This window comes from Vespertiliibacter pulmonis, assembly GCF_013377275.1.
Lineage (GTDB): Bacteria > Pseudomonadota > Gammaproteobacteria > Enterobacterales > Pasteurellaceae > Vespertiliibacter > Vespertiliibacter pulmonis.
The window spans coordinates 977,862-1,002,796 of record NZ_CP016615.1 but is presented as its reverse complement, the minus strand read 5'-3'; the positions used below and the strand labels follow the sequence as shown (position 1 = coordinate 1,002,796).

At 37.1% G+C, this 24,935-nt stretch carries 29 protein-coding genes and 1 other RNA gene; 19 read left to right on the top strand and 11 right to left on the bottom strand.

The genetic code is table 11. The annotated features are described in order from the left end of the window. Positions 1 to 146 precede the first annotated feature (146 nt). Positions 147 to 1,337 carry a tyrosine--tRNA ligase gene (tyrS, locus tag A6B43_RS05000; protein WP_124211428.1) on the bottom strand — a complete coding sequence of 397 codons (1,191 nt, stop codon included), beginning with the start codon at positions 1,335 to 1,337 and terminating at the stop codon, positions 147 to 149. 77 nt (positions 1,338 to 1,414) lie between these two features. Then, positions 1,415 to 1,810: a helix-turn-helix domain-containing protein gene (locus tag A6B43_RS04995; protein ID WP_124211427.1), complete on the bottom strand. Its 396-nt coding sequence runs from the start codon at positions 1,808 to 1,810 to the stop codon at positions 1,415 to 1,417. Positions 1,811 to 1,942: 132 nt separating this feature from the next. Between A6B43_RS04995 and A6B43_RS04990 the strand changes: the two genes are divergently transcribed. Next, entirely contained in the window at positions 1,943 to 2,749 is an 807-nt protein-coding gene (locus tag A6B43_RS04990; protein WP_170152438.1) for a DarT ssDNA thymidine ADP-ribosyltransferase family protein, read from the top strand. A 14-nt stretch (positions 2,750 to 2,763) separates the two neighbouring features. After that, positions 2,764 to 3,483, top strand: coding sequence for a DarT1-associated NADAR antitoxin family protein (locus tag A6B43_RS04985; RefSeq protein WP_124211425.1), 720 nt, complete (start codon positions 2,764 to 2,766; stop codon positions 3,481 to 3,483). 207 nt (positions 3,484 to 3,690) lie between these two features. Here A6B43_RS04985 and A6B43_RS04980 read toward each other — a convergent pair whose 3' ends face one another. The 6 genes from A6B43_RS04980 to A6B43_RS04955 form a co-directional block, all read right to left on the bottom strand. Next, complete coding sequence (locus tag A6B43_RS04980) at positions 3,691 to 4,059, bottom strand: YcfL family putative periplasmic lipoprotein (RefSeq protein ID WP_124211424.1); 369 nt, start codon at positions 4,057 to 4,059, stop codon at positions 3,691 to 3,693. A 1-nt stretch (position 4,060) separates the two neighbouring features. Continuing rightward, positions 4,061 to 4,429 (bottom strand): HIT domain-containing protein, encoded by a 369-nt coding sequence (locus tag A6B43_RS04975; RefSeq protein ID WP_124211423.1) that lies wholly within the window; start codon positions 4,427 to 4,429, stop codon positions 4,061 to 4,063. A 68-nt stretch (positions 4,430 to 4,497) separates the two neighbouring features. Further along, positions 4,498 to 4,944 carry a methyltransferase family protein gene (locus tag A6B43_RS04970; protein WP_124211422.1) on the bottom strand — a complete coding sequence of 149 codons (447 nt, stop codon included), beginning with the start codon at positions 4,942 to 4,944 and terminating at the stop codon, positions 4,498 to 4,500. Further along, on the bottom strand, positions 4,944 to 5,519 hold the full coding sequence (locus A6B43_RS04965; RefSeq protein WP_170152437.1) for a 5-formyltetrahydrofolate cyclo-ligase: 576 nt from the start codon (positions 5,517 to 5,519) through the stop codon (positions 4,944 to 4,946). The genes A6B43_RS04970 and A6B43_RS04965 overlap by 1 nt, the downstream gene beginning before the upstream one ends. After that, positions 5,519 to 5,698, bottom strand: a non-coding RNA gene (gene ssrS / locus A6B43_RS04960) — 6S RNA. The genes A6B43_RS04965 and ssrS overlap by 1 nt, the downstream gene beginning before the upstream one ends. A 64-nt stretch (positions 5,699 to 5,762) precedes the next feature. Next, entirely contained in the window at positions 5,763 to 6,092 is a 330-nt protein-coding gene (locus tag A6B43_RS04955) for a cell division protein ZapA (protein WP_124211421.1), read from the bottom strand. Between the two features lie 73 nt (positions 6,093 to 6,165). Between A6B43_RS04955 and A6B43_RS04950 the strand changes: the two genes are divergently transcribed. The 10 genes from A6B43_RS04950 (at position 6,166) to A6B43_RS04905 (ending at position 14,754) form a co-directional block, all read left to right on the top strand. Beyond that, the gene (locus A6B43_RS04950) at positions 6,166 to 6,714 is read left to right on the top strand and encodes a UPF0149 family protein (protein ID WP_124211420.1); all 549 of its coding nucleotides are present in this window, start codon (positions 6,166 to 6,168) and stop codon (positions 6,712 to 6,714) included. A gap of 55 nt (positions 6,715 to 6,769) precedes the next feature. Continuing rightward, positions 6,770 to 8,068, top strand: a complete 1,299-nt coding sequence (gene prmC / locus A6B43_RS04945) for a peptide chain release factor N(5)-glutamine methyltransferase (RefSeq protein ID WP_124211419.1) — start codon at positions 6,770 to 6,772, stop codon at positions 8,066 to 8,068. Further along, entirely contained in the window at positions 8,056 to 8,904 is an 849-nt protein-coding gene (locus A6B43_RS04940; protein WP_124211418.1) for a SirB1 family protein, read from the top strand. Before prmC ends, A6B43_RS04940 begins: the two co-directional genes overlap by 13 nt. Positions 8,905 to 8,962: 58 nt before the next feature. After that, positions 8,963 to 9,817 carry a 3-deoxy-8-phosphooctulonate synthase gene (gene kdsA, locus A6B43_RS04935; protein ID WP_124211417.1) on the top strand — a complete coding sequence of 285 codons (855 nt, stop codon included), beginning with the start codon at positions 8,963 to 8,965 and terminating at the stop codon, positions 9,815 to 9,817. A 98-nt stretch (positions 9,818 to 9,915) separates the two neighbouring features. Continuing rightward, complete coding sequence (locus A6B43_RS04930; protein WP_124211474.1) at positions 9,916 to 10,863, top strand: 2-hydroxyacid dehydrogenase; 948 nt, start codon at positions 9,916 to 9,918, stop codon at positions 10,861 to 10,863. An 8-nt stretch (positions 10,864 to 10,871) separates the two neighbouring features. Further along, positions 10,872 to 11,426, top strand: coding sequence for a superoxide dismutase family protein (gene sodC / locus A6B43_RS04925; RefSeq protein ID WP_124211416.1), 555 nt, complete (start codon positions 10,872 to 10,874; stop codon positions 11,424 to 11,426). Positions 11,427 to 11,552: 126 nt separating this feature from the next. Beyond that, complete coding sequence (locus A6B43_RS04920) at positions 11,553 to 12,734, top strand: lipoprotein-releasing ABC transporter permease subunit (protein WP_124211415.1); 1,182 nt, start codon at positions 11,553 to 11,555, stop codon at positions 12,732 to 12,734. Continuing rightward, positions 12,727 to 13,371 carry a membrane protein YczE gene (gene yczE, locus A6B43_RS04915; RefSeq protein WP_124211414.1) on the top strand — a complete coding sequence of 215 codons (645 nt, stop codon included), beginning with the start codon at positions 12,727 to 12,729 and terminating at the stop codon, positions 13,369 to 13,371. The genes A6B43_RS04920 and yczE overlap by 8 nt, the downstream gene beginning before the upstream one ends. A 39-nt stretch (positions 13,372 to 13,410) precedes the next feature. Beyond that, positions 13,411 to 13,911 (top strand): peptide-methionine (S)-S-oxide reductase MsrA, encoded by a 501-nt coding sequence (msrA, locus tag A6B43_RS04910; RefSeq protein WP_124211413.1) that lies wholly within the window; start codon positions 13,411 to 13,413, stop codon positions 13,909 to 13,911. A 12-nt stretch (positions 13,912 to 13,923) separates the two neighbouring features. Beyond that, positions 13,924 to 14,754, top strand: a complete 831-nt coding sequence (locus A6B43_RS04905) for a glycosyltransferase family 8 protein (protein ID WP_237306845.1) — start codon at positions 13,924 to 13,926, stop codon at positions 14,752 to 14,754. A 39-nt stretch (positions 14,755 to 14,793) separates the two neighbouring features. Here A6B43_RS04905 and A6B43_RS04900 read toward each other — a convergent pair whose 3' ends face one another. Further along, positions 14,794 to 15,270 (bottom strand): FxsA family protein, encoded by a 477-nt coding sequence (locus A6B43_RS04900; RefSeq protein WP_124211412.1) that lies wholly within the window; start codon positions 15,268 to 15,270, stop codon positions 14,794 to 14,796. A 165-nt stretch (positions 15,271 to 15,435) separates the two neighbouring features. On the opposite strand from A6B43_RS04900, the gene ilvG reads away from it, so the two are divergent. The 6 genes from ilvG to A6B43_RS04870 all read left to right on the top strand — a co-directional run bounded on the left by ilvG (position 15,436) and on the right by A6B43_RS04870 (position 21,309). Beyond that, the gene (gene ilvG / locus A6B43_RS04895) at positions 15,436 to 17,094 is read left to right on the top strand and encodes an acetolactate synthase 2 catalytic subunit (RefSeq protein WP_124211411.1); all 1,659 of its coding nucleotides are present in this window, start codon (positions 15,436 to 15,438) and stop codon (positions 17,092 to 17,094) included. Positions 17,095 to 17,096: 2 nt separating this feature from the next. After that, positions 17,097 to 17,312 carry an acetolactate synthase 2 small subunit gene (gene ilvM / locus A6B43_RS04890; RefSeq protein WP_124211410.1) on the top strand — a complete coding sequence of 72 codons (216 nt, stop codon included), beginning with the start codon at positions 17,097 to 17,099 and terminating at the stop codon, positions 17,310 to 17,312. 71 nt (positions 17,313 to 17,383) lie between these two features. Continuing rightward, positions 17,384 to 18,073 (top strand): aspartate/glutamate racemase family protein, encoded by a 690-nt coding sequence (locus A6B43_RS04885; RefSeq protein ID WP_124211409.1) that lies wholly within the window; start codon positions 17,384 to 17,386, stop codon positions 18,071 to 18,073. A gap of 53 nt (positions 18,074 to 18,126) precedes the next feature. Then, positions 18,127 to 18,975, top strand: coding sequence for a glycosyltransferase family 9 protein (locus A6B43_RS04880; protein WP_124211408.1), 849 nt, complete (start codon positions 18,127 to 18,129; stop codon positions 18,973 to 18,975). A 52-nt stretch (positions 18,976 to 19,027) separates the two neighbouring features. Then, positions 19,028 to 20,863: a dihydroxy-acid dehydratase gene (ilvD, locus tag A6B43_RS04875; RefSeq protein ID WP_124211407.1), complete on the top strand. Its 1,836-nt coding sequence runs from the start codon at positions 19,028 to 19,030 to the stop codon at positions 20,861 to 20,863. A 116-nt stretch (positions 20,864 to 20,979) separates the two neighbouring features. After that, positions 20,980 to 21,309 (top strand): YbaB/EbfC family nucleoid-associated protein, encoded by a 330-nt coding sequence (locus A6B43_RS04870; RefSeq protein WP_124211406.1) that lies wholly within the window; start codon positions 20,980 to 20,982, stop codon positions 21,307 to 21,309. 50 nt (positions 21,310 to 21,359) lie between these two features. Here the strand turns inward: A6B43_RS04870 and acpP are convergent, their stop codons facing one another. Next, entirely contained in the window at positions 21,360 to 21,590 is a 231-nt protein-coding gene (gene acpP / locus A6B43_RS04865; protein ID WP_124211405.1) for an acyl carrier protein, read from the bottom strand. Positions 21,591 to 21,920: 330 nt separating this feature from the next. Here acpP and proS point away from each other — a divergent pair, with 330 nt between their 5' ends. After that, positions 21,921 to 23,636 carry a proline--tRNA ligase gene (gene proS, locus A6B43_RS04860; protein WP_124211404.1) on the top strand — a complete coding sequence of 572 codons (1,716 nt, stop codon included), beginning with the start codon at positions 21,921 to 21,923 and terminating at the stop codon, positions 23,634 to 23,636. A 66-nt stretch (positions 23,637 to 23,702) separates the two neighbouring features. Here the strand turns inward: proS and A6B43_RS04855 are convergent, their stop codons facing one another. Continuing rightward, complete coding sequence (locus tag A6B43_RS04855) at positions 23,703 to 24,755, bottom strand: alpha/beta fold hydrolase (RefSeq protein WP_124211403.1); 1,053 nt, start codon at positions 24,753 to 24,755, stop codon at positions 23,703 to 23,705. Between the last annotated feature and the right edge of the window lie 180 nt (positions 24,756 to 24,935).

Here is a 24,935-nt window from a genome sequence, read left to right as displayed (position 1 = left end):
TTTAGATTTATTTTCCATTCGCTTTAACTTTACAAAGTTTTTGAGAATCTCACCGCTTGCAAGCCAAATTCCAAAGGTAATACAATGAAAGATCTAATAAAAAAGGAGGAAATTATATAATTTCCCCCTTATATTACCCACTTATTTTACTTCACTGTAATACGTGCAAACTTACGCTTACCAACTTGATATACAGCCGTACCTGTTTGAATAACTAATTTTGAATCTGATACTTTTTCACCATCAATTTTCACTCCGCCCTGATTAACAGAACGAATAGCTTCTGAAGTAGATGAAACTAACCCTGCTTCTTTTAATAAATTAGCAAGTCCCATACCACTCTCAAAGGTAAATTCGGGCATCTCATCAGGTATTGCACCTTTTTGGAAACGGTTGATGAATTCTTGTTCTGCGGCATTTGCTGCATCATCAGAATGAAAACGAGCAATAATTTCTTTCGCTAATAAAATTTTCACATCTCGAGGATTTTTACCATTTTCTACATCTGCTTTAAGTTGTGCAATTTCTTCAAGCGGTCGGAAGGAAAGCAAATTATACCAATCCCACATTAGTTCATCAGAAATAGACATCACCTTACCAAACATTTCGCTCGGCGCTTCCGTTACCCCAATATAGTTACCTAGGGATTTAGACATTTTTTTCTCACCATCTAAGCCGACTAATAATGGTAACGTCATCGCCACTTGTGGCTTCTGCCCTGCTGATTTCTGCAATTCACGCCCAATCAATAGATTAAAAGTTTGGTCTGTTCCACCAAGCTCAACATCTGCCTGTAAAGCAACTGAATCTTGCCCTTGTAGTAGCGGATAAATAAATTCGTGGATCGCAATCGGTTGATTATTACCAAAACGTTTTTTGAAATCATCACGTTCTAACATTCTCGCTACTGTATAATTAGATGCAAGGCGAATCATACCCTCTGTACCTAATTGAGATAACCACTCAGAGTTAAATACAATACGAGTTTTCTGTGGGTCAAGAATTTTAAAAATTTGCTGTTTATAGGTTTCCGCATTACGCAAAACATCTTCACGAGTAAGAGGCGGACGTGTACTATTTTTCCCAGAAGGATCGCCCACCATACCCGTAAAGTCACCAATTAAGAAAATTACCTCGTGACCTAATTGCTGGAATTGGCGTAATTTATTTAATACAACGGTATGCCCCAAATGGATATCTGGTGCGGTTGGATCTGCCCCAAGTTTGATCCGCAACGGACGGTTTTCTTTTAGTTTTTCAATTAAATCCGCTTCAGAGTAAACATCTTCTACCCCACGCTTTAGTTCCGCAAGGGTCATTTCAAGAGATTGAGTCATTGATTTTCCTTAGTTTTAATGAGCTTAATATATGAATTATTATAACGGAACTAATAAAGAATGCGAACAATCAGGCATTACTTGTTTTTCAACATTTCGTTCATTTCAATAAGCAAGCTATTTTCTCGTTTTAAATTCTCAATTAACTCATCTTTATGAGAAAGAATAAGTTGCAAACGCTGTATTTCTAACGCTAAATCACCACCTGCAATTGAAAAACAAGAGTTAGTAAAAGTGCTATTATTAGCCGAGTTATTAAAGTTTATCTGAGCATCTTCGCCATAAGACAATAACTCAATCATATCTATTCCAAAAACTTCCGAAATCTGTTCTAACCTACCCAAATTAGAACGAGTATCCCCACGTTCAATTTTGGCATATCCTTGAGTAGACATACTTAATTTATGTGCCATATCTTCTTGTGTCCATTGACGACTTTCTCTTAATTGACGGATTTTTTCATTTGTTTTCATAAACAATACTTTTTAGATAGGTTTAGTGATTTTTTAGGAATGCTAAGTTTATAAGTTGTTGATTGTAACATAATCTATAAAAACAGCATAATTAAGGGCATCATATCAAATTTCATATCCAAATATATGTTAATGCTAAAAGAAATTAATCAGTTAACTACATATCTTCCTATTGGAGAAGAGCAAAATAATATATACTCAATTATTAAACATAGAAATATAGAATGGTTATGCCACTTTACTCCAAGACAAAATTTAGAAAATATCAAGAAAGCAGGATTAAAATTAAGAAATCATTTAAATTCTAATGATATCATAACAGATGATAGTAGATTTGATCGCTATTGTGATGCCATCTGTCTCTCTATTAGTAAACCCAATAAATGGATGTTTAATAAGAAACAAGAACTCGGCTTTGATTTATGTTTGCTTATTATCAATCCAGCAATCTTATACCGAAAAAAATGTATCTTTTATCCCCATAATGCTGCAACAAAAAGTTATCGTAATACTGATTTAGAACAGCTTATAGGGGCTAGCTCTTTAGAAAATTTATTCGCTAACCCTATCACCTATCAAAAATCAGGACATGGACCACAATCTATTTATAGATATGAATATTTAGAAGAATGTGAAACAACATCAGATCAAGCAGAAGTACAATGTTTAGAAAATATTGAGCCTATTTATATTGATCATATTATTGAAGATAATATTCCTCTAACTTATCAAGAAATTTATAATTTTATTACACAAAAAAAACTTGAAGAACAACGTAAATTAGAACAACAACGTAAATTAGAACAACAACGTAAATTAGAACAACAACGTAAATTAGAACAACAACATAAATTAGAACAACTATTAGAAACAAATAGTGGCTGTTCAGATATTTTCATTCTTATCGCTATAGCTACTATAATTATAATTCTATTATAAGTATAGGAAAATTTATGACAACAAAAAATATGGGAATTGCAACTCGCCCGATATTTATTCCTAATAGAGAGACCCCTGGCGTTATTGAACAAGAAATAACATTTGATTGGTATATGGGAATGAGTACAGAAGTTCGTAAACGCTCAATAATCAGTTTACATAATAATGCTAGCCTAGTTGGATATAAAAAAATATTAGAAGCATCAAGTAAATCTGAACAATCTATCGGTATTCAATTAAGTGCTTTTTTTCTTAAAAATATTAAAGGATATCCCGTTGAAAATCTATTCCAAAGTAGTAAAGTATTTGAAAATGGTGGTCCTTATCGTGATTTATTAACCGTTACACCAAGAGAGGCAAAAAAAGATCAACGACTCAAAGAAAGTGGGGATTTAATAGAATTTAAATTTAATAATAAAAAATATCCTCTAGAACCAAAAAGTTTATTTTATGATTGGCTCTATATAAATGTTTTATTTTCTAATAGAAATTTAAATTTAAGAGAAGACTTCTTTGAAATGAAATTTGATGCAATTAGTGATATTGAATTTAACCCTAAAAAATCATTTAATTGTCAAGCTAGAACACTTGCGTTATGTATATCTCTTTATGAAAATGAAAGTATTCAAGATTTTATCGAAGACCCAATTCAATTCTCTCGGGAATTTAACTTGTATAAATATGAAGAAGTAGATAACAAAAAAGATAACTCTAATCATTCTTTTGATTTCTAGCAGAATTATTATCTCACTTTTCAAAATAAAAAAGCGCCGCATTTTGTGGGGGAATGCGGCGCAAGAGTTGGAGTGATTACCTATTATTTTTGAAGTGATTAAATGATAATAATTATCATTTATAAAATCAACAAAATTTACAATCCTTACAAAATAGCAATTATTGATAACTAATGCCTTTTATTAATCTATCCTTTAATCCATCAACTAACGGCTATTTCTTAAATAAACTCGATAATTCGCACTTTCTGGCGTAGGTTTTGCTAAATTCATTTCTGTTTTAGAACGAGGCTCTACCCAAAAATTATGCCAAGGGGTGCGCTCACTAGGATCTAACGTTTGGGTTACACCTTGTTCATCATACCAAAATAATTTGTATTGAACATTTAAAGGCTGTGCGGTTAAATTTGCTACTCTGAGTAAAAAAGGCTCAGCAGTAACGTTCACCTGCTCGGCTAAAGGTAATTCCATATTCACAATCGGTTTCGTACCAGAAGGCAAATAACTCGTAGGATTATTTGAACAAGCGGTAAGAAAAGCACTAAAAAGTGCGATAAATGCAAAATTTTTTTTCATCTTATTTCGCCAACATTTTTCCAAGTGGCTCACCGCCTACTAAGTGTAAATGAATATGAAAGACTTCTTGTCCACCATTTTTATTGCAATTCATAATGACTCGATAGCCATCTTGAGCTATTCCCTCTTGCTCTGCAATTTTTGCTGCCACCGTAAATAGTCGTCCTAAAATGAGTTCATCTTCGTGAGTAACGTGGTTCAATGTCGGAATAAATTTGTTTGGTATAATCAAAATGTGTACGGGTGCTTGTGGGGAAATATCTCGAAAGGCTGTGACTAAATCATCTTGATAAACAAGCTCTGCAGGAATTTCTTTACGAATAATTTTACTAAAAATAGTTTCTTGATAATCGGTTAAATCAGTTTGCATATCGGTTTCCTTCTATAATAGAGATACAAGCGGTTTGATTGTCTAATTTTTTTGCTTATTTTGCAACTTTATCGCCACAACCAACGAGGTACACGTTGCTGATAATGCGTAAAACGCTTACCAAATTTCTGCATTAGTATTTTTTCTTCAGGGATAATTTGAAATTTGGTTAAAATACAGCCAAAAAACCATACATTCACTAATGCTAATACATTTCCCAACCATAATGCCAACGTAATCAATAAACAAGCAAGCCCTATATACATTGGATTACGAGTAAAACGATAAATACCGTGAATAACAAGTTCAGTGGTTTTATTCAGGTCAAGGGGATCAACCGTTGTCCTTTTTTGATGAAAAGCAACTATCCCCAAAAAACTAACTGCTATGCCAAATATGGCAAAAATAACCGCCAAAAAGCGATAGAATATAGTCGGTTGAGTTATATTGGGAAAAATAAAAATAATTACAGAAAAAAGCAAAAACAATATAGGTGGGGGAATTTTTATTGCCATTATTTATCTCCGCCAAGAATTAAATGATGTAGAGGAATATCCCAAGACTCCACAGGTAAGCTCTCTACCTGTTGAAAATGGTGTGCAAGCCCAACACGAGTTACATTTGGCATTTGAGCCAACGTTCTATCATAATAACCGCCCCCCACTCCAAGCCGATTTCCCTTCTTATCACAAGCGACAAGAGGCACGAAAATCATCTCTAGCTCATTAGGTGGAATAATATTTCTGATATCTAATCTCGGTTGCAAAATACCAAAACGGTTTCGTTGTAACCTAGACTGCTCTTCAAATTTTAAGAAAAGCAACTGACGGAAAGCAAACGGATGCAATACCGGCAAATAAATATTTTTACCTTGCAAACGCAAATGCTCTAGCAAAGCAAGCGGTGAGATTTCACCATTAAATGGTAAATATAAAGCAATATTATTGGCTTGATAATGCGTAACAAGTTGTTGAGCTTGTGGGACAATTTGTAGCGCTGCTTGTTGCTGTTGGGTATCAGAAAGGGATAAACGTTTCAGACGCATTAAATTGCGTATTCGATGAGATTGAGAATAATAAGAATTCTGCATAAAGCCCCGAAGTGCCGCTGTCGGTAGTGGTCCTTGAACCAAATGGTTCAAGGGAGTCAAACATAATCGTTTTTAGGCTTCTCGCAAGCGAGCCTGCTCACCAACAATCAAGGGTTCAACTCAAGGAGTTAAAATTATCGGCTCAGGGACGTAACCTATAACGAACACTTCAGGTGATTCGCATACTAACGGAATTTAAATCGTTTTCCTAGTAGTCGATGCCATAAAATAATAAAAATTATTCTATTCGTTATGTTCTTGACCAATTACCATACTCTTAATATCCGTTGACTGAAATTTTTCCAACGAACTATCCAACTGTTTTACACAAGCCATCAATACATTTTTGTTCTCTAAATTTTTACGCTGTTCTTGTTCCAATTCATAATTTAAATTTAATGCAACAATAGAGAGAACTTTTTCTAGCTGAATAATCCCAGATTGTTCTTTCAATTCCGCCACTCGCTCTTCCAAACGTTGTGCTGATGCTAATAAAAATTCCTGTTGCTCAACAGGACAATAAAGACGCAAAACTTGTCCAAAAAGGGATAATTCAATATTATTCTTTGACATTATGGGGAAATCCTCACCAAAACGAAAATTTTTGCTATTATGCCACTCTTTAACTAAATCACAAATCCAAACTATGGCTATTTTACAACCGAACGAATTTAAACAGCTCATTAACGAGTTGCATATTGATTATACTCCTGCTGAATTTCACGGCTTTTTAAGTGGCTTAATCGCAGGTGGCGTACAAGATGAATCGTGGAAAACTCTAACGTATCAATTTACCAATGATGGGCATGCATTTTCACAAATTCCCCTTACAAAACTGAACGAATTTTATAAGCAACTTAATGAAAATTTTGACGAAGCCAATACACTTTTTTCTATTTGGCTACCGCAAGATGAAAATGGATTTACCCTTGCTGATAGTATCGCTGAATGGACAAGCCACTTTTTACTTGGCTTAGGGCTTGCTCAACCTACTTTACAACAAGAAACTGATGAAGTTGGTGAAGCAATTGATGATCTTGATGAAATTACTAAACTTGGCTACAACGAAGACGATAATAACGAAGAACTGCTTGAAGCAGGTGAAGAAGTTACTGAATACCTGAGAGTCATCGCACTCTTTTTACACAGCCACTTCGCCAAACCTAAAATGGCTGAAAAACCAAAAGTACATTAAGGCTAAATAACTTGAACTATTGAACAGCAATTTAACCCAATGAGGAAGCCGAGCAATGAACCAATACGAAAAATCGCAATGGGCATTTGGTATGACGCCAAATACTCTTGTTAATCTCGTTGTTGCAGGGGAAAAAACAGCGACTTGTTCAGGCAAATTATTTTATACCTTAGAAAATGAGCCACTTCCAACAGTTACAGGCAAAACAGAAATTATTTTAGACGCTCAAGGTAACCCTGTTGTAGAAATTCAAATAACAGACGTTTTTGTAGAAAAATTCGGCAAAGTTCCCGAAGAATTTGCACTAGCAGAAGGCGAAGGTGATTTCGCATATTGGCGAGCAATTCATCAGCAATTTTTTAATCAACAGATTCAATCAAGTTTACCTTTGACTGAACAATCTCAATTTGGCATTGAAAATCAGCAGGTTACAGATGATTTTGAAGTAGTTTGCGAACGTTTTCACGCTATCAAGATTTATCCAAAAACCTATCAGCAATGGCTTGAATTTGCACAACAGGCACTACTTGAAAATGCCGAAAAAGATCCGTATCTCAATCCCAAAACCGATGCAAATTTACTGCTACAAGCGGTTACTAAACGGTCAAAATCTGCTATTTTTGCCTTTAATGATACAATCTTAACAGAAAATGAATTACGCCAGCTTGCACAGAAATTAGCCCGCCGAGCCAAAGGTGAACCAATGGCATATATTTTAGGTGAGAAAGAATTTTGGTCATTACCCATAATGGTATCGCCCGTCACCCTCATTCCTCGCCCAGATACAGAACGACTAGTAGAAATTGCCCTAGAAATAGCATACAAGCGGTTGGATTCTCAATCTTTTTTACATATTCTCGATCTTGGCACAGGTACTGGTGCTATTGCCCTAGCTCTTGCGAGCGAGCTAGGAAATAAAGCTGAAATTTTAGGGATCGATAAACAGCCTGAAGCCGTTGCGTTAGCGAAAAAAAATCAGCAAGCATTAGGACTTAATAACGTATATTTTAAACAAGGTAATTGGTTTGATACCTTGCAAAATGAGCAATTCGACCTTATTGTAAGCAATCCGCCGTATATTGATGCACAAGACTGCCATTTAAATAAGGGTGATGTACGTTTTGAACCCCTCTCTGCCCTGATTGCAGATGAAAAAGGTACGGCAGATTTGCAAAAAATAATCAAAAACGCACCGCTTTACCTAAAAAATAACGGCGCATTAATTTTAGAACACGGCTGGCAACAGGCTCATTGGGTTCAACACACTTTTAAACAACATCAATGGCATAATATTCAAACCGCTCAAGATTATGGCGGTAACGAGAGAGTAACGTGGGCAATATGGACGAGATAATTTTTCCAACAACATTAATGAAAAAACAACGTATAGATTTACAACGATTTTTATATAAAGAGCTTATTCGGCTCAGTATGCTCGTTGATGAAGATTTATCTGAATCACAAATTCGAGGCTTAATATCATCACTGACTAAAAAAGCAAAATCCGTCGTAACGGGTGAAAAAAGTGAAGAACGTATTGAACAGCTTCTGCAATTTTTTTACCAACAGCAGGGCTTTCACTGCGACTACGCAGAATATTTTTATACGGATAATCTCTTAATTCACAAAGTATTACGCCAAAAACGGGGAATGCCTGTCTCACTTGGAGCAATTTTACTCTATTTAGCAGCAACACTAGATTTACCCCTTTATCCCGTAAATTTTCCAACACAGCTTGTGATCCGAGCTGATATTATCAACGCTCAAGGACGACAAGAAACACGTTTTATCAACCCTTGGGACGGTAGTTATCTTCCGTTTGAAAAAATGGAAAAATGGTTAGAAGGGGAAATGGGTTACGGGGTGGAACTTGGGCGTGAGTTTTTGCGTATCGCTGAACAAGATGAATTATTAGAACGCTTAGAAACCGTGTTTAAAATGGCACTGACTCGTGAAGGAAAATACCCTGAAGCATTGCGTTTGATTGAGTATCGTCTCATTTTTGAACCTGATGATCCGTATGAAATTCGAGATCGAGGAATGGTACTTGCCAGTATGGATTGCTTCCACGCCGCTTATGATGATCTCAGTTATTTTATCGATCAATGCCCTGATGACCCTTCTGCTACAATTTTAAAATTAGAAATCGTAGGGCTAGAAAAACAGAGCAAAGCCAATTTATTTCATTGATCTTCACGATCTTTATACTTATTTAATAGTTATCACCGCTAATTAGCAAGGATCTTTTATGAATCAAAAAACTATCCGTCTCGGAAATATTGAAATTGCCAACAATAAGCCTTTTGTACTTTTTGGTGGTATGAATGTGCTAGAAAGCCGTGATATGGCAATGACCGTTTGTGAAAAATATGTTGAAATTACCCAGAAATTAGGCGTGCCGTATGTGTTTAAAGCCTCATTTGATAAAGCAAACCGCTCATCTATTCACTCTTACCGTGGACCAGGAATGGAACAAGGGTTAAAAATCTTCCAAGAGTTGAAAGATACCTTTGGTGTAAAAATTATTACTGATGTTCACGAAATTTACCAATGCCAGCCTGTTGCTGATGTTGTGGATATTATCCAACTCCCTGCATTTCTTGCTCGCCAGACAGATTTAGTCGAAGCAATGGCTCGAACAGGGGCAGTAATCAATGTCAAAAAACCTCAATTTCTAAGCCCAGGACAAATGGGGAATATCGTAGAAAAAATTGAAGAATGTGGTAATGATCAAGTGATTTTATGCGATCGTGGCACAAACTTTGGCTACGATAATTTAGTGGTCGATATGCTTGGTTTTAACGTAATGAAACAAGTATCAAAGGGCTGTCCTGTTATTTTTGATGTAACTCACTCACTACAATGTCGTGATCCATTTGGCTCGGCTTCAAGTGGAAGACGAGCACAAGTTACTGAGCTCGCTCGCTCGGGAATGGCCGTCGGGATTGCGGGACTATTCCTTGAAGCCCACCCCGATCCAAACAATGCAAAATGTGATGGGCCATCAGCCCTGCCTCTTTCTGCATTAGAAGGCTTTATTCGACAAATGAAAGCCATAGACGATTTAGTTAAATCTTTCCCTGAATTAGATACTTCAAAATAAGACAAGCGGTTAGTTTGTAAAAAAATTGGCAAATCTAACCGCTTATTATATAGTTCTACTTAATTTAACATAAGAATAACAAAATAAGGAGTTTGATGATGGTAAACATCGTTTTTCTAGACCGTACAGGCGTACCTGCCAGCCACGATATTCCCCGCCCTACTTTTGAACATAATTGGATAGAATACGATCGTACTAGCCCAGAAGAAACCTTTGAAAGATCAAAAGATGCCAATATTATCGTTACTAGCAAAGTTGTCTTCAACCGAGAATTATTAGAAAAATTACCCAACCTTAAACTCATTGCCCTTACTGCTACAGGAACGAATAATATTGATTTAATCGCTGCCAAAGATCTTGGTATTGCTGTCAAAAATGTAACTGGTTACTCAAGTGTTACCGTGCCTGAACACGTATTAGGTATGATCTTTTCCCTAAAGCATAGCTTAATTGGTTACCATCGTGATCAAATTACCTCTGACCGTTGGGCAACCTGTGGACAATTCTGTTATAACGACTATCCAATTACTGATGTGCGTGGTTCAACCCTTGGAATCTTCGGTAAAGGCTGTTTAGGGAGCGAAACAGGACGTTTAGCGGAATTACTTGGAATGAATGTACTTTACGCAGAACATCGCAATGCAACAGCTATTCGCCCAGGCTATACCCCATTTGAAGAAGTGTTAAAACAAGCAGATATTGTGAGCTTACACTGCCCACTTACTGAATCTACCCATAATCTAATCAATGCTGAAACCTTAGCAATGATGAAGCCAACTGCTTATCTCATCAATACAGGACGAGGCCCACTGGTTGATGAAAATGCCCTTTTAAATGCATTAGAAAATGGAGTGATTGCTGGTGCCGCATTAGATGTATTAGTTAAAGAGCCACCTGAAAAAGATAATCCACTTATGCAGGCAGCAAAACGTTTACCGAATCTCTTGATTACACCTCACATTGCTTGGGCAAGCGATTCCGCTGTTACCACGTTAGTAAATAAAGTGGCGCAAAATATTGAAGAATTTGTTAAAACAGGAAAATAGGAATTTTTATGAAAATCAAAACATTAGTACTAACTATTACAACACTTATTGGCGTAAGTTTTACTCACCAATCTATCGCACAAACATCAGAGAATGCCGAAAAAATTGAGGTTAAATTACAACTCCTTAATCAAAATGGTAATAAAGATATTGGTACCGTAACGGTTACCGAATCTCCTTATGGATTAGTTTTCACCCCTAATTTAACGGATCTGACCGAAGGGCTACACGGCTTCCATATTCACCAAAATCCAAGCTGTGAAGCTAAAGAAAAAGACGGAAAAATGGTTGCAGGATTAGGAGCAGGCGGACATTGGGATCCAACTAACGCTAAACAACACGGGTATCCGTGGTCTGATAATGCACATTTGGGGGATCTACCTGCTCTAGCGGTTAGCCATCAAGGCACAGCAACCAACCCCGTGCTTGCACCACGTTTGAAAAAGTTGAATGATATTCGTGGACATGCATTGATGATCCACATAGGTGGAGATAATCATTCAGATCACCCAGCAATGCTTGGCGGTGGTGGTGCAAGAATGGCGTGTGGTGTTATCAACTAATAATACTCACTTCCCCAAACGATTAGCTACCAGGGGAAAATACACTTGGGCATAAACTAAGTTAATGCGATTTCAACTTTCCCTCTGCAATTATTCGCAGAGGGCTTTTACTTTTATTGTAATTATATGAATTTAACAACTCCATTATTTATTGCTCAACGTTATTGGCGATCTAAAAGTGGTGACCGTTTCGGACGGTTAGTTACTAATCTTGCTAGCCTAGGAATCGTGCTAGGCGTAATGGCATTGATTATCGTCCTATCGGTAATGAATGGTTTAGAGAATATGCAAAAACGTAACCTTCTCTCTTCTTTACCACACGCTATTGTCTCGCCACTTTCGCAAAACATGGCGAGAAACGAACCGCTTGTAATACCCGATTTTGCATCTAAAGCCGTCCCAATTAGCCAAACAAATGTGATTATTCAAAGCCCAAAAGCTATTAACGCTGGCGTATTAATTGGCGTTGAAAATTCTACTGATGATCCACTATTGGCAGAGATCCCAAATCTTACTGAAAAATTACCTAGCAATGAATTTAACGTAATTATCGGGGCTCAACTTGCTTCACAGCTCAAACTAACCTTAGGCGATAAAATTCGGCTAATGATCACTGAAAATAGCCAATACACTCCTTTTGGACGAGTGCCAGTACAGCGATTATTTACGGTAAGCGATATCTACCATAGCTATAACGGAGCAGGAAGTTATACTCTATTTGCTAATTTAACCGATGTAGGAAAATTACTCCGTTTACCAGAAAACCAAGTTCAAGGCGTACGTCTTTTTCTCAACGATCCTTTCCAAGTAACCGAACTTGCCCAAACGTTTTCGAACGATAAATGGCAAATTCGAGATTGGCGTGAGCAGAAAGGAGAATTTTTCCAAGCCGTTAGAATGGAAAAAAATATGATGGGCTTGCTAGTAAGCCTAATCATTATTGTCGCTATTTCAAATATTATTACCTCTCTAAGTTTAATGGTTGTTGATAAACAAGGCGAAATTGCCATTTTACAAACCCAGGGGCTAACCAAGGGGCAAGTTATGCAAATATTTGTGATGCAAGGTGCGATTGTCGGAATCATCGGAGCTATTATCGGCGGTATACTCGGCTGGATAACAACTACCTATTTGAGCAATTTAATTACAGTAATCAACCCAACGGGTGTTGTTCTACCGACCGAGATCTCTTACTCACAAATCGCAATTATTGTACTTTCTTCAATTTTTTTATCGTTAATTTGCACGCTTTACCCTGCTTATCGAGCCTCAAAAATCGAACCTGCGGAAGCCTTACGTTATGAGTAGAAAATCCCCTATTCCTAAAATGCCTTGGGCAGCACAACATCAATGGCAGTTTAAACCCCTTCCACTGATTGTTATTTGCATTGCAATGGCTGTAATGGGTATCGGAGATGGTATGATCGTGCTTGCTAATTTTGGCTCAAGCCCTTGGACTGTTTTTGCACAAGGGCTTTCCCTACAAACAGGGCTATCGATTGGTATTGTGATTGGCATCATCAGCCTCGTAGTACTACTACTTTGGCTACCATTAAAATTACGTTTTGGGTTAGGTACGCTATTAAACGTCATAATTATTGCTGTATTTATCGATCTTACCGTCTATTATTTCCCCGTTCCTGAGCTATTGATTGAACGTATCGCTTTTATTATTATTGGATTAATACTATTTGGAGTAAGCACAACATTCTATCTTTCTTGCGAACTTGGAGCTGGCCCACGAGATGGGCTAATGGTCGGTATCTGCCAAAAATATGGTTGGCGAGTTGGCATTGTTCGTACCACTATTGAAGTCAGTGCTTGCCTATGTGGCTATTTACTTGGCGGTACAGTAGGTATTAGTACACTTGCCTTTGCCCTTGGCGTTGGTTGGATTATTCAAGGAACTGCAATCGTTTTTCAACACTACAAGCGGTTAGATTAGCACTAAGTTTTACGTTTTTTAAATGATAGGGAATATAAAATGCAAAAAGATATTTACTTAGCGGGTGGTTGTTTTTGGGGAACAGAAGCCTTTATGCAACGCATCAAAGGCGTTATCAATGCTGAATCAGGCTACGCTAATGGTAACTGTTTAAACCCCAGTTATCAGCAAGTATGTAGTGGTAGCGGACACGCAGAAGTCGTCAAAGTTACCTATGAAAACGATAAAATTAGTTTAACAAAATTACTGGAGTATTATTTTAAAGTTATCGATCCAATTAGTATCAACCAGCAAGGTGCAGATAAAGGCATTCAGTATCGCACAGGGATTTATTATGTTGATCCACAAGATAAGCCTATCATTGAACAAGCACTTAACGAACTACAAAGACAATATACCCAGCCCTTAGCTATTGAAAATGAAGCACTTGAGCATTATTTTCCTGCAGAAGAATATCATCAAAATTATTTAGATAAAAATCCGAATGGCTACTGTCATATTGACGGTCAATTAATGAACCAAATTCTCAAAGAGCAATAGGAATATCCTTTAATGAAAAAAGAACCAATGATCATTGCATTAGCTTGTGATATTAAGTACTCAGCGCAAGCTATCACATTAATTAAATCCATCTGTTATCATAAACATCGTAATGTTAAATTTTATCTTTTACATAAAGATTTCCCCAATGAATGGTTTAATGTTATGAATCATTACCTAAATCAATTAGATTGTGAAATCATTAGTGCTACAATACTTCATGACCATCTACAGAATTACCCAACAGCAGAACATATCACTGAAGTAACATACTATCGTTATTATCTTCAAGAAATTCCGGAAGACAGAGTCCTTTATTTAGATAGCGATATTGTCGTCAATGGTAATTTATACGATTTCTATTACCAAAATTTTTATGATAAATCGGCTGTTGCTGTTACTGATATGTACGTAAACAATTCAGAACATTTCCACAATATTAGGCCCTATTTCAATGCAGGTGTTCTATTAGTAAACAATAAAAAGTGGAAGAAACAAAATATTCAAGGTTCATTACTTGCCTATTCAGAAAAATTTATAAAAAAAGTGATTTACGCAGATCAAGATATTCTCAATATAGTACTCAATAATGACATCATTGTTGCCGATAAAATATACAACTTTCAAGCTGGTGCAAGGTTTGGTTTTTATCCACAAGGAAAATTTGAATTATCGAAAGAAACAGAGAAACTAGATCAAGACCCTCTCATTATTCACTATACTAGTCCTTATAAACCATGGTTAATTTCCCCAGACGCATTATTTAGAGATAAATACTGGTTCTATTTTAGCCTTGAATGGCAAGATATTATTCAACGTAATTTGGAAAAAGAAGGTAACTAAAAAGAAGCCTACCTTCCTTTTCCATTTATAAAATATGGACTATTTAATCCATTTATTTTCATCTTGTTGGCGTTCAAATTCGGCATCAAACGTATTTTCATCTGCAGTATTTCTCCTAAAAGATGCTGAATTTGAACTAAAAATATCAAATCTAAACTTACGACGAAAAAACGCCAATCCTATTTGCTGTATAAATTTTTGAGTAATAGGTAATAAGAGTAAGAACGCTAAAATATCGCTCAAAAATCCAGGAAGAATAAGTAAGAAACCAGAAATAACAAAAAATAAAGATGAAATAACCGCTTGTGTTATATTCTTTCCCTCATAAATTTGAGAACGAAGCTGCCAGATCGCCCTTATTCCACTCATTCTAATTAACCAAATACCCAATATTGAAATACCTAGCATCAATAGCATCAAAGGCAATACACCAATAGCTGAGCCTACCGTAATCAGCAACGAAATTTCTATATAAATGTAAAGAAAAATACCAAGTAAGAAAATAAGTAGTGGCACAAAAATATCCTTTTATTACATTGCATAATGTGAATTACATTGTGCTGTTTTAACCTTTTTTCAACTTTTTTTCAGCAAATTTTACTGAATGGGTTCAAAAACTTAATAAACTATGTTATCAATATGTTTCTTTTACTATAAGAATAACAAAAGGATACAACATCAATGAATGGTGCAAATTTAGTTATTGAATGCTTAAAAGCACAAGGGGTACGTACACTATTTGGCTACCCAGGTGGTGCAATAATGCCGGTTTATGATGCAATTTATGATTCAGGCTTAGATCATTTACTCTGTCGTAATGAACAAGGTGCAGCAATTGCGGCAATTGGCTATGCTCGCTCAACTGGAAAAACAGGCGTTTGCATTGCGACCTCAGGGCCAGGGGCTACTAATTTAATTACGGGCCTCGCCGATGCGTTACTGGATTCTATCCCAATCGTTGCCATCACAGGACAAGTAGCAAGCGCATTTATCGGTACAGATGCTTTTCAAGAAATTGATGTGTTAGGTTTATCACTTGCGTGCACAAAACACAGCTTTATCGTGCAAAATATTGATGAATTACCTGAAATTATGGCGAGAGCCTTTCAAATTGCTGAAAGCGGACGACCTGGCCCAGTACTCATTGATATTCCTAAAGACGTACAATTTGCTCCAACGTCATCAAAACCAATTGTCTATGAGAAAATTGCAGATAATACCCAAAACCCTACCGCTTTAGCTGAAGCCAAAACCTTACTTGCTCAAGCAAAACGCCCTATCCTTTATGTTGGAGGCGGTGTTGGAATGGGAAAAGCAGTACAAGCGGTACGATCTTTCCTTGAAATAACGCAAATGCCATCTGTATCCACCTTAAAAGGATTAGGTACTATCCCACCTAATAACCCACTTTATATGGGAATGCTTGGAATGCACGGCACAAAAACCGCCAATTATGCTGTTCAAGAATGCGATCTACTTCTTGCTGTTGGTGCTCGCTTTGATGACCGAGTAACAGGAAAATTAGATACCTTCGCACCAAGTGCCAAAGTAATCCATATTGATATTGATATTGCAGAAATCAATAAGTTACGAAAAGCTGATGTTGCTTTACAGGGGAATTTAACTGAAGCAATGAATTTCCTTGCCCAACCGCTCTCTATTGATGCTTGGCGTAATGATATTCAACAGATGAAAGCTGATTTTGATTTTACTTATCAAGATAATGAAGGGGATAAAGAGATTGATCCGTGGGCATTACTCAATACCCTTTCACAACGTAAACCACAAAATGCCGTAGTTACCACCGATGTTGGGCAACATCAAATGTGGTCTGCACAACATATGCAACACTTTGCCCCAGAAAATTATTTAACCTCTGCGGGGCTTGGCACAATGGGCTTTGGTTTACCTGCAGCTATTGGTGTCGCAAAAGCTCGCCCACAAGATCCTGTTATTTTGATCACAGGAGACGGCTCATTAATGATGAATATCCAAGAATTTGGTTCAATCAAAAGAGGGAATTTACCAATTAAAATGGTGCTACTTGATAACCAACGATTAGGTATGGTTCGTCAATGGCAATCGCTTTTCTTCCACGGCCGCCATAGCCAAACGATTCTTGATGATAACCCAGATTTCATCACTCTCGCGTCTGCTTTTGGAATACAAGGCGAACGCATTGAAAAGGCAAGTGAAGTTTCAGAGGCAATTAACCGCTTGTTGAATGCTGAAAATGCCTATTTACTCCACGTGTGCATTCCAGATGAAGAGAATGTCTGGCCACTTGTGCCACCAAATGCGTGTAACAGCGATATGATTGAAGAAGATATTGGGGTGTAATAATGAATCAATATACATTAACTATTCAAGCCAAACAGCGCCCAGAAACATTAGAACGCTTATTACGAGTTATCCGCCATCGGGGTTTTACTATTCTCAAACTGAATAGTGAACACGGTGAGTACATTACATTACAGCTCACTGTACAAAGCGAACGTGAAATATCATTGTTGGTTCATCAACTGGTAAAATTACCTGATGTTATCTCTGTAAACTAAACATAGGTAATCTACAAGCGGTGGGATAACACAAAAAATTTGCTATCCCACCAAATTCACAGGATAAAATTATGAAAACCCTTGGCATCATTGGCGGAATATCGCCCAAAAGTACAACAAGTTATTATACTCAGATCAACCACGCAATTAACCAAGCAAAAGGTGATAATCACAGTGCTAAACTTATTGTTTATAGTGTTGATTTTGAACAGATCGTCCAATGTCAAAAAAATGGGGATTGGCAACAAGCGGGTGAGATTTTAGCCGACGCAGGAAAACGTCTTGAAACAATAGGGGCTGAGGCCATTTTATTAGCAACTAACACTATGCACAAAGTCGCAGAACCTATTATTCAAGCAATCAATATCCCATTTCTACATATTATTGATGCCACTGTACAAGCAATTAAAGAACAAAAATTAAATAATATTGCTCTGCTTGGTACACGTTTTACGATGCAAGATAATTTTTATCGTGATTATTTAAACAAACAGCAAATTAACGTTATTGTGCCAAATGATGAACAACAAGCAGAAATTCACCGCATTATTTTTGATGAACTGTGTGTTGGAATTATTCGCCCAGAATCAAAACAATTCTATTTAGATATCATTAAAGACTTACAACAACGAGGTGCTGAAGGCGTTATTTTAGGCTGTACCGAAATTGGTTTATTGATACAACAAGCTGATTATAATTTACCATTATTTGATAGCACTGGTTTACATTCAAAAATGGCAATCAAGTTTATATTGGAATAAACTTGATTAAGTAAATATCTAAGTCAAAATAGTAAAAGAGGAAAATTCGAACAATGTATAAATTGTATTTTAATTTTATACATATTGGTGATCAAATCTGTACAACTGCCATTCCAGAGAATATTTATCATCTCACAGGTAACAAATGTGTAATTAGTGATAAACGCATTTGGGCATTTGATTATAACCCCTATGTTGTATTTATGGACGAGGAAGAAAGTCAGCATTTGCCAGAATTAAATCTTATACCTGATACAAGAATACGAGAGCAATGCCAAAATTATGCGAATAATTATAATTCACACATAATTAACAGCCAAACTGAATTTATGTGTTTTAATCTTCTTTATGATACAAAACAAAAAACACCATTTCCAGCCATTCCTTTAAAGCACCCTCGTTTATATATTTTTGAAAATGAAATCATTAAACCAAATAGAATTATAGTTCATACAACAGGTTCAGATAGAACAAGAGATAATCAGCCTAACATACGAACAACCTTAGGAGAAGATGATGTCCGAGTGATGTCTGACGATGTAATTACATCAATTAAAAAGAATTATCAACATTATGATATTATCCAAATTGGAGGAAAAAATGATAAGCCTCTTGGCTTTGGGCTTAATTTATGTGGGCAGTTAAACTACTGGGAAACAGCAAAACTCATTGCAGGCTCTGCAAAATTTATCGGAGTTAATTCAGGACCAATGCATATTGCTAATTGTTATCCTCGGGTTGAAAAACGGATTGTACTACAAGAGTTCCCAGCAAGCACCCTAATACAATATAAACCTGGCGATTTACGAAATTGGTTATTTTCTTGGCTTGACCCCAGTTATACCTATTTTAATAAATATGAAGACGATATTGGCTATACTTATAGCCACACAAAGATTTAATAAATATCACAATAATAAATTTAAATTATAAAAAATATGGAGTGAGATAATAATGCCTAAATTACGTTCTGCAACCAGCACTCAAGGTCGCAATATGGCAGGGGCTCGAGCATTATGGCGAGCGACTGGAATGAAAGAAAACGACTTCGGCAAACCTATTATTGCCGTTGTAAACTCATTTACACAGTTTGTGCCAGGACACGTTCATTTAAAAGATATGGGGCAATTAGTTGCTGCCGAAATCGAAAAAGCAGGCGGTGTTGCGAAAGAGTTTAACACTATTGCCGTTGATGATGGCATCGCAATGGGGCACGGCGGTATGCTCTATTCATTACCTAGCCGTGATTTAATTGCAGACTCTGTTGAATATATGGTCAATGCACACTGCGCTGACGCAATGGTTTGTATTTCCAACTGCGATAAAATCACCCCTGGAATGTTAATGGCAGCTCTACGCCTTAATATTCCAACTATTTTTGTTTCAGGTGGACCAATGGAGGCTGGAAAGACCAAGCTATCCGATAAAATCATCAAATTAGATTTAGTTGATGCAATGATTCAAGGAGCAAATCCAAATGTTTCTGATGCAGAAAGCGAACAAATCGAACGTTCTGCTTGCCCTACTTGTGGCTCTTGCTCTGGAATGTTTACCGCTAATTCAATGAACTGCCTCACTGAAGCTTTAGGTCTTAGTTTGCCAGGTAACGGCTCGTGTTTAGCTACTCACGCTGATCGCAAGCAACTCTTCTTAAAAGCAGGACAACAAATTGTTGAACTATGCAAACGTTACTATGAACAAGATGATGAAAAAGTATTACCTCGTGCCATTGCAAATAAACAAGCCTTTGAAAATGCAATGAGTTTAGATATTGCAATGGGAGGTTCAACCAATACAGTTCTTCATCTGTTAGCGGCCGCTCAAGAAGCCGACGTTGATTTTACAATGGCTGATATTGACCGATTATCCCGAGTTGTACCTTGTTTGAGTAAAGTTGCACCTAATACCCAAAAATACCATATGGAAGATGTACATCGAGCGGGTGGTATTATGGCAATTCTAGGTGAACTAGATCGTGCAAATCTGCTAAACAGCAATACTCATACCATACTAGGAATGAGCCTTGCAGAACAAATTGCCCAATATGATATTATTTTAACCAAAGACGAAGCAGTACATACATTCTTCCGAGCAGGGCCTGCTGGCATCAGAACAACTCAAGCCTTCTCTCAAGATACCCGTTGGGATAGCGTTGATGATGATCGTGAAAATGGTTGTATCCGCAGTAAACAGTTTGCCTATAGCCAAGATGGCGGTTTAGCAATGCTCTCAGGAAATTTAGCGCTCGATGGTTGTATTGTGAAAACAGCAGGGGTCGATGAAAGTATCCTAAAATTCACAGGAAAAGCTATTGTGTTTGAAAGCCAAGAAGATGCTGTTTCAGGTATTCTAGGTGGCAAAGTAAAAGCAGGACATATTGTTGTTATCCGCTATGAAGGGCCAAAAGGCGGACCAGGTATGCAAGAAATGCTCTACCCAACAAGCTACCTCAAATCTATCGGCTTAGGTAAAGAATGTGCCTTATTAACAGACGGGCGTTTCTCTGGCGGTACATCAGGCTTATCAATCGGACACTGCTCACCAGAAGCTGCCGCAGGCGGTGTTATTGGTCTAGTCAAGGACGGCGATACCATTGAAATTGATATTCCAAATCGCTCCATTCAGCTTATCGTATCAGATGAAGAACTTGCTCAACGCCGACAAGAACAAGATAAATTAGGCTGGAAACCTGTTAATCGTGAACGAGAAGTCTCTTTCGCTTTAAAAGTTTACGGGCATTTTGCTACTTCAGCAGATAAAGGTGCGGTGCGAGATAAAACTAAAATCTAGCCTAGAGTAATCTCACAAGCGGTAAAATTTGCTAATTTTTTGCTTATTTAACCGCTTGCACCACACCAGTTGGTTCAGTAGAATGCAATGTTTTTAATTGATTTATGGAGTTATAAATGTTTGGAAAAGGTGGATTGGGCGGCTTAATGAAGCAAGCTCAACAAATGCAAGAACGTATGCAAAAAATGCAAGAAGAGATCGCCCAACTAGAAGTAACGGGTGAATCAGGTGCAGGTTTAGTGAAAATTACGGTCAATGGTGCTCATAACTGTCGCCGTATTGAAATTGACCCATCACTAATGGAAGATGATAAAGAGATGCTGGAAGATTTAATTGCTGCCGCATTTAATGACGCTGTACGCCGTGCTGAAGAGTTACAAAAAGAGAAAATGGCAACAGTTACTGCTGGTATGCAATTACCGCCTGGAATGAAAATGCCTTTTTAAGATAAAAAATCAGATAATAAAAAAGCGACTTACTGTCGCTTTTTTATTTATTAAGAATTGTTTTGAACGTAATCAATTGCTGATTGAACAGTAGTAATTTTTTCTGCTTCTTCATCAGGAATTTCGATATCGAATTCTTCTTCTAAAGCCATCACTAACTCAACAGTATCAAGAGAATCTGCACCTAAATCTTCGATGAAAGAAGCTTCTGGTTTTACATCTTCTGCTTTTGCGCCAAGTTGATCAACGATGATTTTTTTTACGCGTTCTTCAATGCTCATTTTTTGTTTCCTATGTGAATTCGCTTAGTGCGAGAGTTAAATAGTGTAAAGAAAAACGCTGAAATTTCAACTACTTCAGCGAGAGTCGCCGAGAAGTCAAACCAGTTTTCCTACACCCAAATTGAAATATGCTCTATAACTGAGCAAAAAGTTAAGCAATTCTACCATTATGATGGGGGTTTATCCATAGGGGATTTTTATTTGCCGTTGAATTTTGTTAAACAAGCGGTTAGATTTCGACAATTTTTACAAATTCATAAAAATTTCTAAAGAAATTGTGCGGTTTTGCTTTAGAATAAAGGGATTTTTAGCTTATTAAGAGATAACAGAATGCGTACAAGCCAATATCTATTTTCAACGCTTAAAGAAACACCAAATGATGCTCAAGTAGTCAGCCACCAATTAATGCTAAGAGCAGGTATGATCCGACCGCTTGCTTCAGGGCTATATACTTGGCTACCAACAGGAATTCGTGTATTAAAAAAAGTCGAGAATATTATTCGTGAAGAAATGAATAAAAGCGGGGCATTAGAAGTGGAAATGCCTGTTGTCCAACCTGCCGATTTATGGATTGAATCTGAACGCTGGGAGGACTATGGTCCAGAATTGCTTCGTTTTAAGGACCGTGGCGACCGCCCTTTTGTGCTTGGCCCAACTCACGAAGAAGTTGTTACTGATCTAGTTCGCCGAGAAATTAGCTCATACAAACAGCTTCCGTTGAATTTATATCAAATTCAAACAAAATTCCGTGATGAAGTTCGCCCACGCTTTGGTGTAATGCGTGGACGAGAATTCTTAATGAAAGATGCTTACTCTTTCCACATCAGTAAAGAATCATTGCAAGAAACCTACGATATTATGCACCAAACTTATAGTAATATTTTTACTCGTTTAGGTTTGGATTTCCGCCCAGTGGCTGCTGATACTGGCTCTATTGGCGGTTCAGCCTCCCACGAATTCCAAGTGCTAGCTGAAAGTGGTGAAGATGATGTCGTATTTTCAACTGAATCTGATTATGCTGCCAACATTGAACTTGCCGAAGCGATTACGATTGGTGAACGCCAAGCGCCTACGGCTAAAATGCAACTTATAGACACGCCAAATGCAAAAACGATCAATGAACTTGTTGAACAATTTGCTCTACCTATTGAGAAAACTGTAAAAACACTGATCGTAAAAGGCTCAACGGAAGAACAACCATTAGTCGCATTAGTTATTCGTGGCGATCACGAACTCAATGAAATTAAAGCTGAAAAATTAGCAGAAGTCGCCGAACCATTTGAATTTGCTGATGAAATAGATATCAAAGCCAAAATTGGGGCGAGTGTTGGTTCACTTGGTCCTGTTAATTTATCTATTCCAGTAATTATTGACCGAAGCGTTGCCATAATGAGCGATTTTGCAACGGGTGCAAACATTGACGGCAAACACTATTTTAACGTGAACTGGGAACGTGACGTCGCTCTTCCAAAAATCGCTGATTTACGTAATGTTGTTGAAGGTGATCCAAGCCCAGACGGCAAAGGCACACTTCAAATTAAACGAGGCATTGAAGTTGGGCATATCTTCCAACTTGGTACAAAATATTCAGAGGCAATGAAAGCCACCGTTCAAGGTGAAGATGGACGTCCACAAACAATGATTATGGGCTGTTACGGCATTGGTGTTACTCGTGTTGTGGCTGCCGCCATTGAACAACATCACGATGAACGAGGCATTATTTGGCCAACCGATGCCATCGCGCCTTTTACCGTTGCAATTGTGCCAATGAATATGCAAAAATCAGAAAAAGTTCAAGCATTTGCACAAGAACTCTATAAAACATTGATGGCACAAGGTATCGAAGTGATTTTTGATGACCGTAAAGAACGCCCAGGTGTAATGTTTGCTGATATGGAACTTATTGGCGTACCGCATATGATTGTAATTGGCGAGAAAAATCTTGATAATGGTGAGATTGAGTATAAAAATCGCCGTACAGGTGAAAAACAGATGATTGCTAAAGAGCAACTCATTGAATTTATTGCTAATCAAATTCAGCGCTAATTTACCGATATAAAAAAGGCTATCTTAGAAAATGCTCATATTCTAAGATAGCCTCCAAATAATAAACTATAAGTCTAATGCTAATAGCTCACCTAAAAGTGTATCAATTTGTTTGATATATTGTGGATTCATACCAAATAGCCCTAAATGCCCCCAATCATCTTTTACTACTTTCCATTCACTATTTGGAATCATCTCTTGTTCAACTTTACAATCTGCCTGACGAAAAAACATATCCTCATCAATAGCAATACAATACATTTTGCACTTTATACGATGCAATGCTGCTTTTAAGTCGCCATTTGTATGACGACTAACATCCCCGTGTTGCCATTTCCAAGCACAGCATAGTAATGTATTTGGATCCATTGGTTGAAAATAAGCCTGAGTAAAGCCTTCACTAAAACTTACTGCGTCAGGAAATTGCAAATCTTCATACAATTTTTTACGCCACATTTCTGTACTAAACCCCATCACATTCCATATATCACCATGTCTTGATAATGCGGCTTTCATACTTTCAATAGAATCATACTCCCCGTCTTTAAAGGCCGGATCCATCGTCAATGTATTCATTAAGGTTCGAGTGAAAATAAAATCATGATCACTATTTTTAGCATAACCTGCTATAGGTGCTGCCCGTTTCATAAAATCTGGAAAACGCACCGCCCATTCATAGGTTTGCTGAGCCCCCATTGATCCGCCCATCACCAAAGCTAGCTGCGTAATACCAAAATGCTCTGTCAAAAGCTTATATTGTGCTTTTACATCATCTTCAATGCGTACCAATGGAAATTTACTTCCACGAATAGACTCATGTGCATTCCAAGGTGAAGTAGATAGCCCATTACCAATTTGATTAACAATAATAATAAAATAGCGATTTGGATCAAGCGGACGCCCCTCACCCACATAAACATCTTCCATAATTTTACTTGTACCAGAATACCAAGTTGTAATTAAAATCGCATTGCTTCTGTCTTCATTCAGCGTACCTAATGTTCGCACAGCTAGTTCAAGATTTGGTATTTTTCCCCCTTCAGCAAGTTCAAAATCACCGAGGGAAATAAGTTGATAATTACCATGAATTTCTGGATTATAATAAGCATGTTGTTGCATTTTGTACTCCTTCCGTATGAAAAAGCTATAAGCTAATATTGTTGTAAAAATAGCCACTTTCCGAATGTAGCACAAATATTTATATATTCCTAGAGACAGATCTACCAGCATTTATGCAATAATTTTATTAACTCTTTTTAAATAAATCTGAAATAACCACTTTAAAATATAAAAACTGAC

Excerpts from the sequence above, each read along its gene's own strand:
- A6B43_RS04965 (WP_170152437.1), bottom strand. The coding sequence starts at position 5,519 with ATGCAGAATTCTTATTATTCTCAATCTCATCGAATACGCAATTTAATG.
- prmC (WP_124211419.1), top strand. The coding sequence starts at position 6,770 with ATGAACCAATACGAAAAATCGCAATGGGCATTTGGTATGACGCCAAAT.
- ilvG (WP_124211411.1), top strand. The coding sequence starts at position 15,436 with ATGAATGGTGCAAATTTAGTTATTGAATGCTTAAAAGCACAAGGGGTA.
- A6B43_RS04870 (WP_124211406.1), top strand. The coding sequence starts at position 20,980 with ATGTTTGGAAAAGGTGGATTGGGCGGCTTAATGAAGCAAGCTCAACAA.
- A6B43_RS04995 (WP_124211427.1), bottom strand. The coding sequence starts at position 1,810 with ATGAAAACAAATGAAAAAATCCGTCAATTAAGAGAAAGTCGTCAATGG.
- tyrS (WP_124211428.1), bottom strand. The coding sequence starts at position 1,337 with ATGACTCAATCTCTTGAAATGACCCTTGCGGAACTAAAGCGTGGGGTA.
- ilvD (WP_124211407.1), top strand. The coding sequence starts at position 19,028 with ATGCCTAAATTACGTTCTGCAACCAGCACTCAAGGTCGCAATATGGCA.
- A6B43_RS04985 (WP_124211425.1), top strand. The coding sequence starts at position 2,764 with ATGACAACAAAAAATATGGGAATTGCAACTCGCCCGATATTTATTCCT.
- A6B43_RS04980 (WP_124211424.1), bottom strand. The coding sequence starts at position 4,059 with ATGAAAAAAAATTTTGCATTTATCGCACTTTTTAGTGCTTTTCTTACC.
- A6B43_RS04920 (WP_124211415.1), top strand. The coding sequence starts at position 11,553 with ATGAATTTAACAACTCCATTATTTATTGCTCAACGTTATTGGCGATCT.
- A6B43_RS04950 (WP_124211420.1), top strand. The coding sequence starts at position 6,166 with ATGGCTATTTTACAACCGAACGAATTTAAACAGCTCATTAACGAGTTG.
- A6B43_RS04990 (WP_170152438.1), top strand. The coding sequence starts at position 1,943 with ATGCTAAAAGAAATTAATCAGTTAACTACATATCTTCCTATTGGAGAA.
- A6B43_RS04970 (WP_124211422.1), bottom strand. The coding sequence starts at position 4,944 with ATGGCAATAAAAATTCCCCCACCTATATTGTTTTTGCTTTTTTCTGTA.
- A6B43_RS04940 (WP_124211418.1), top strand. The coding sequence starts at position 8,056 with ATGGACGAGATAATTTTTCCAACAACATTAATGAAAAAACAACGTATA.
- A6B43_RS04885 (WP_124211409.1), top strand. The coding sequence starts at position 17,384 with ATGAAAACCCTTGGCATCATTGGCGGAATATCGCCCAAAAGTACAACA.
- A6B43_RS04955 (WP_124211421.1), bottom strand. The coding sequence starts at position 6,092 with ATGTCAAAGAATAATATTGAATTATCCCTTTTTGGACAAGTTTTGCGT.
- A6B43_RS04905 (WP_237306845.1), top strand. The coding sequence starts at position 13,924 with ATGAAAAAAGAACCAATGATCATTGCATTAGCTTGTGATATTAAGTAC.
- A6B43_RS04855 (WP_124211403.1), bottom strand. The coding sequence starts at position 24,755 with ATGCAACAACATGCTTATTATAATCCAGAAATTCATGGTAATTATCAA.
- proS (WP_124211404.1), top strand. The coding sequence starts at position 21,921 with ATGCGTACAAGCCAATATCTATTTTCAACGCTTAAAGAAACACCAAAT.
- A6B43_RS04880 (WP_124211408.1), top strand. The coding sequence starts at position 18,127 with ATGTATAAATTGTATTTTAATTTTATACATATTGGTGATCAAATCTGT.
- sodC (WP_124211416.1), top strand. The coding sequence starts at position 10,872 with ATGAAAATCAAAACATTAGTACTAACTATTACAACACTTATTGGCGTA.
- acpP (WP_124211405.1), bottom strand. The coding sequence starts at position 21,590 with ATGAGCATTGAAGAACGCGTAAAAAAAATCATCGTTGATCAACTTGGC.
- ilvM (WP_124211410.1), top strand. The coding sequence starts at position 17,097 with ATGAATCAATATACATTAACTATTCAAGCCAAACAGCGCCCAGAAACA.
- A6B43_RS04975 (WP_124211423.1), bottom strand. The coding sequence starts at position 4,429 with ATGCAAACTGATTTAACCGATTATCAAGAAACTATTTTTAGTAAAATT.
- yczE (WP_124211414.1), top strand. The coding sequence starts at position 12,727 with ATGAGTAGAAAATCCCCTATTCCTAAAATGCCTTGGGCAGCACAACAT.
- msrA (WP_124211413.1), top strand. The coding sequence starts at position 13,411 with ATGCAAAAAGATATTTACTTAGCGGGTGGTTGTTTTTGGGGAACAGAA.
- A6B43_RS04930 (WP_124211474.1), top strand. The coding sequence starts at position 9,916 with ATGGTAAACATCGTTTTTCTAGACCGTACAGGCGTACCTGCCAGCCAC.
- kdsA (WP_124211417.1), top strand. The coding sequence starts at position 8,963 with ATGAATCAAAAAACTATCCGTCTCGGAAATATTGAAATTGCCAACAAT.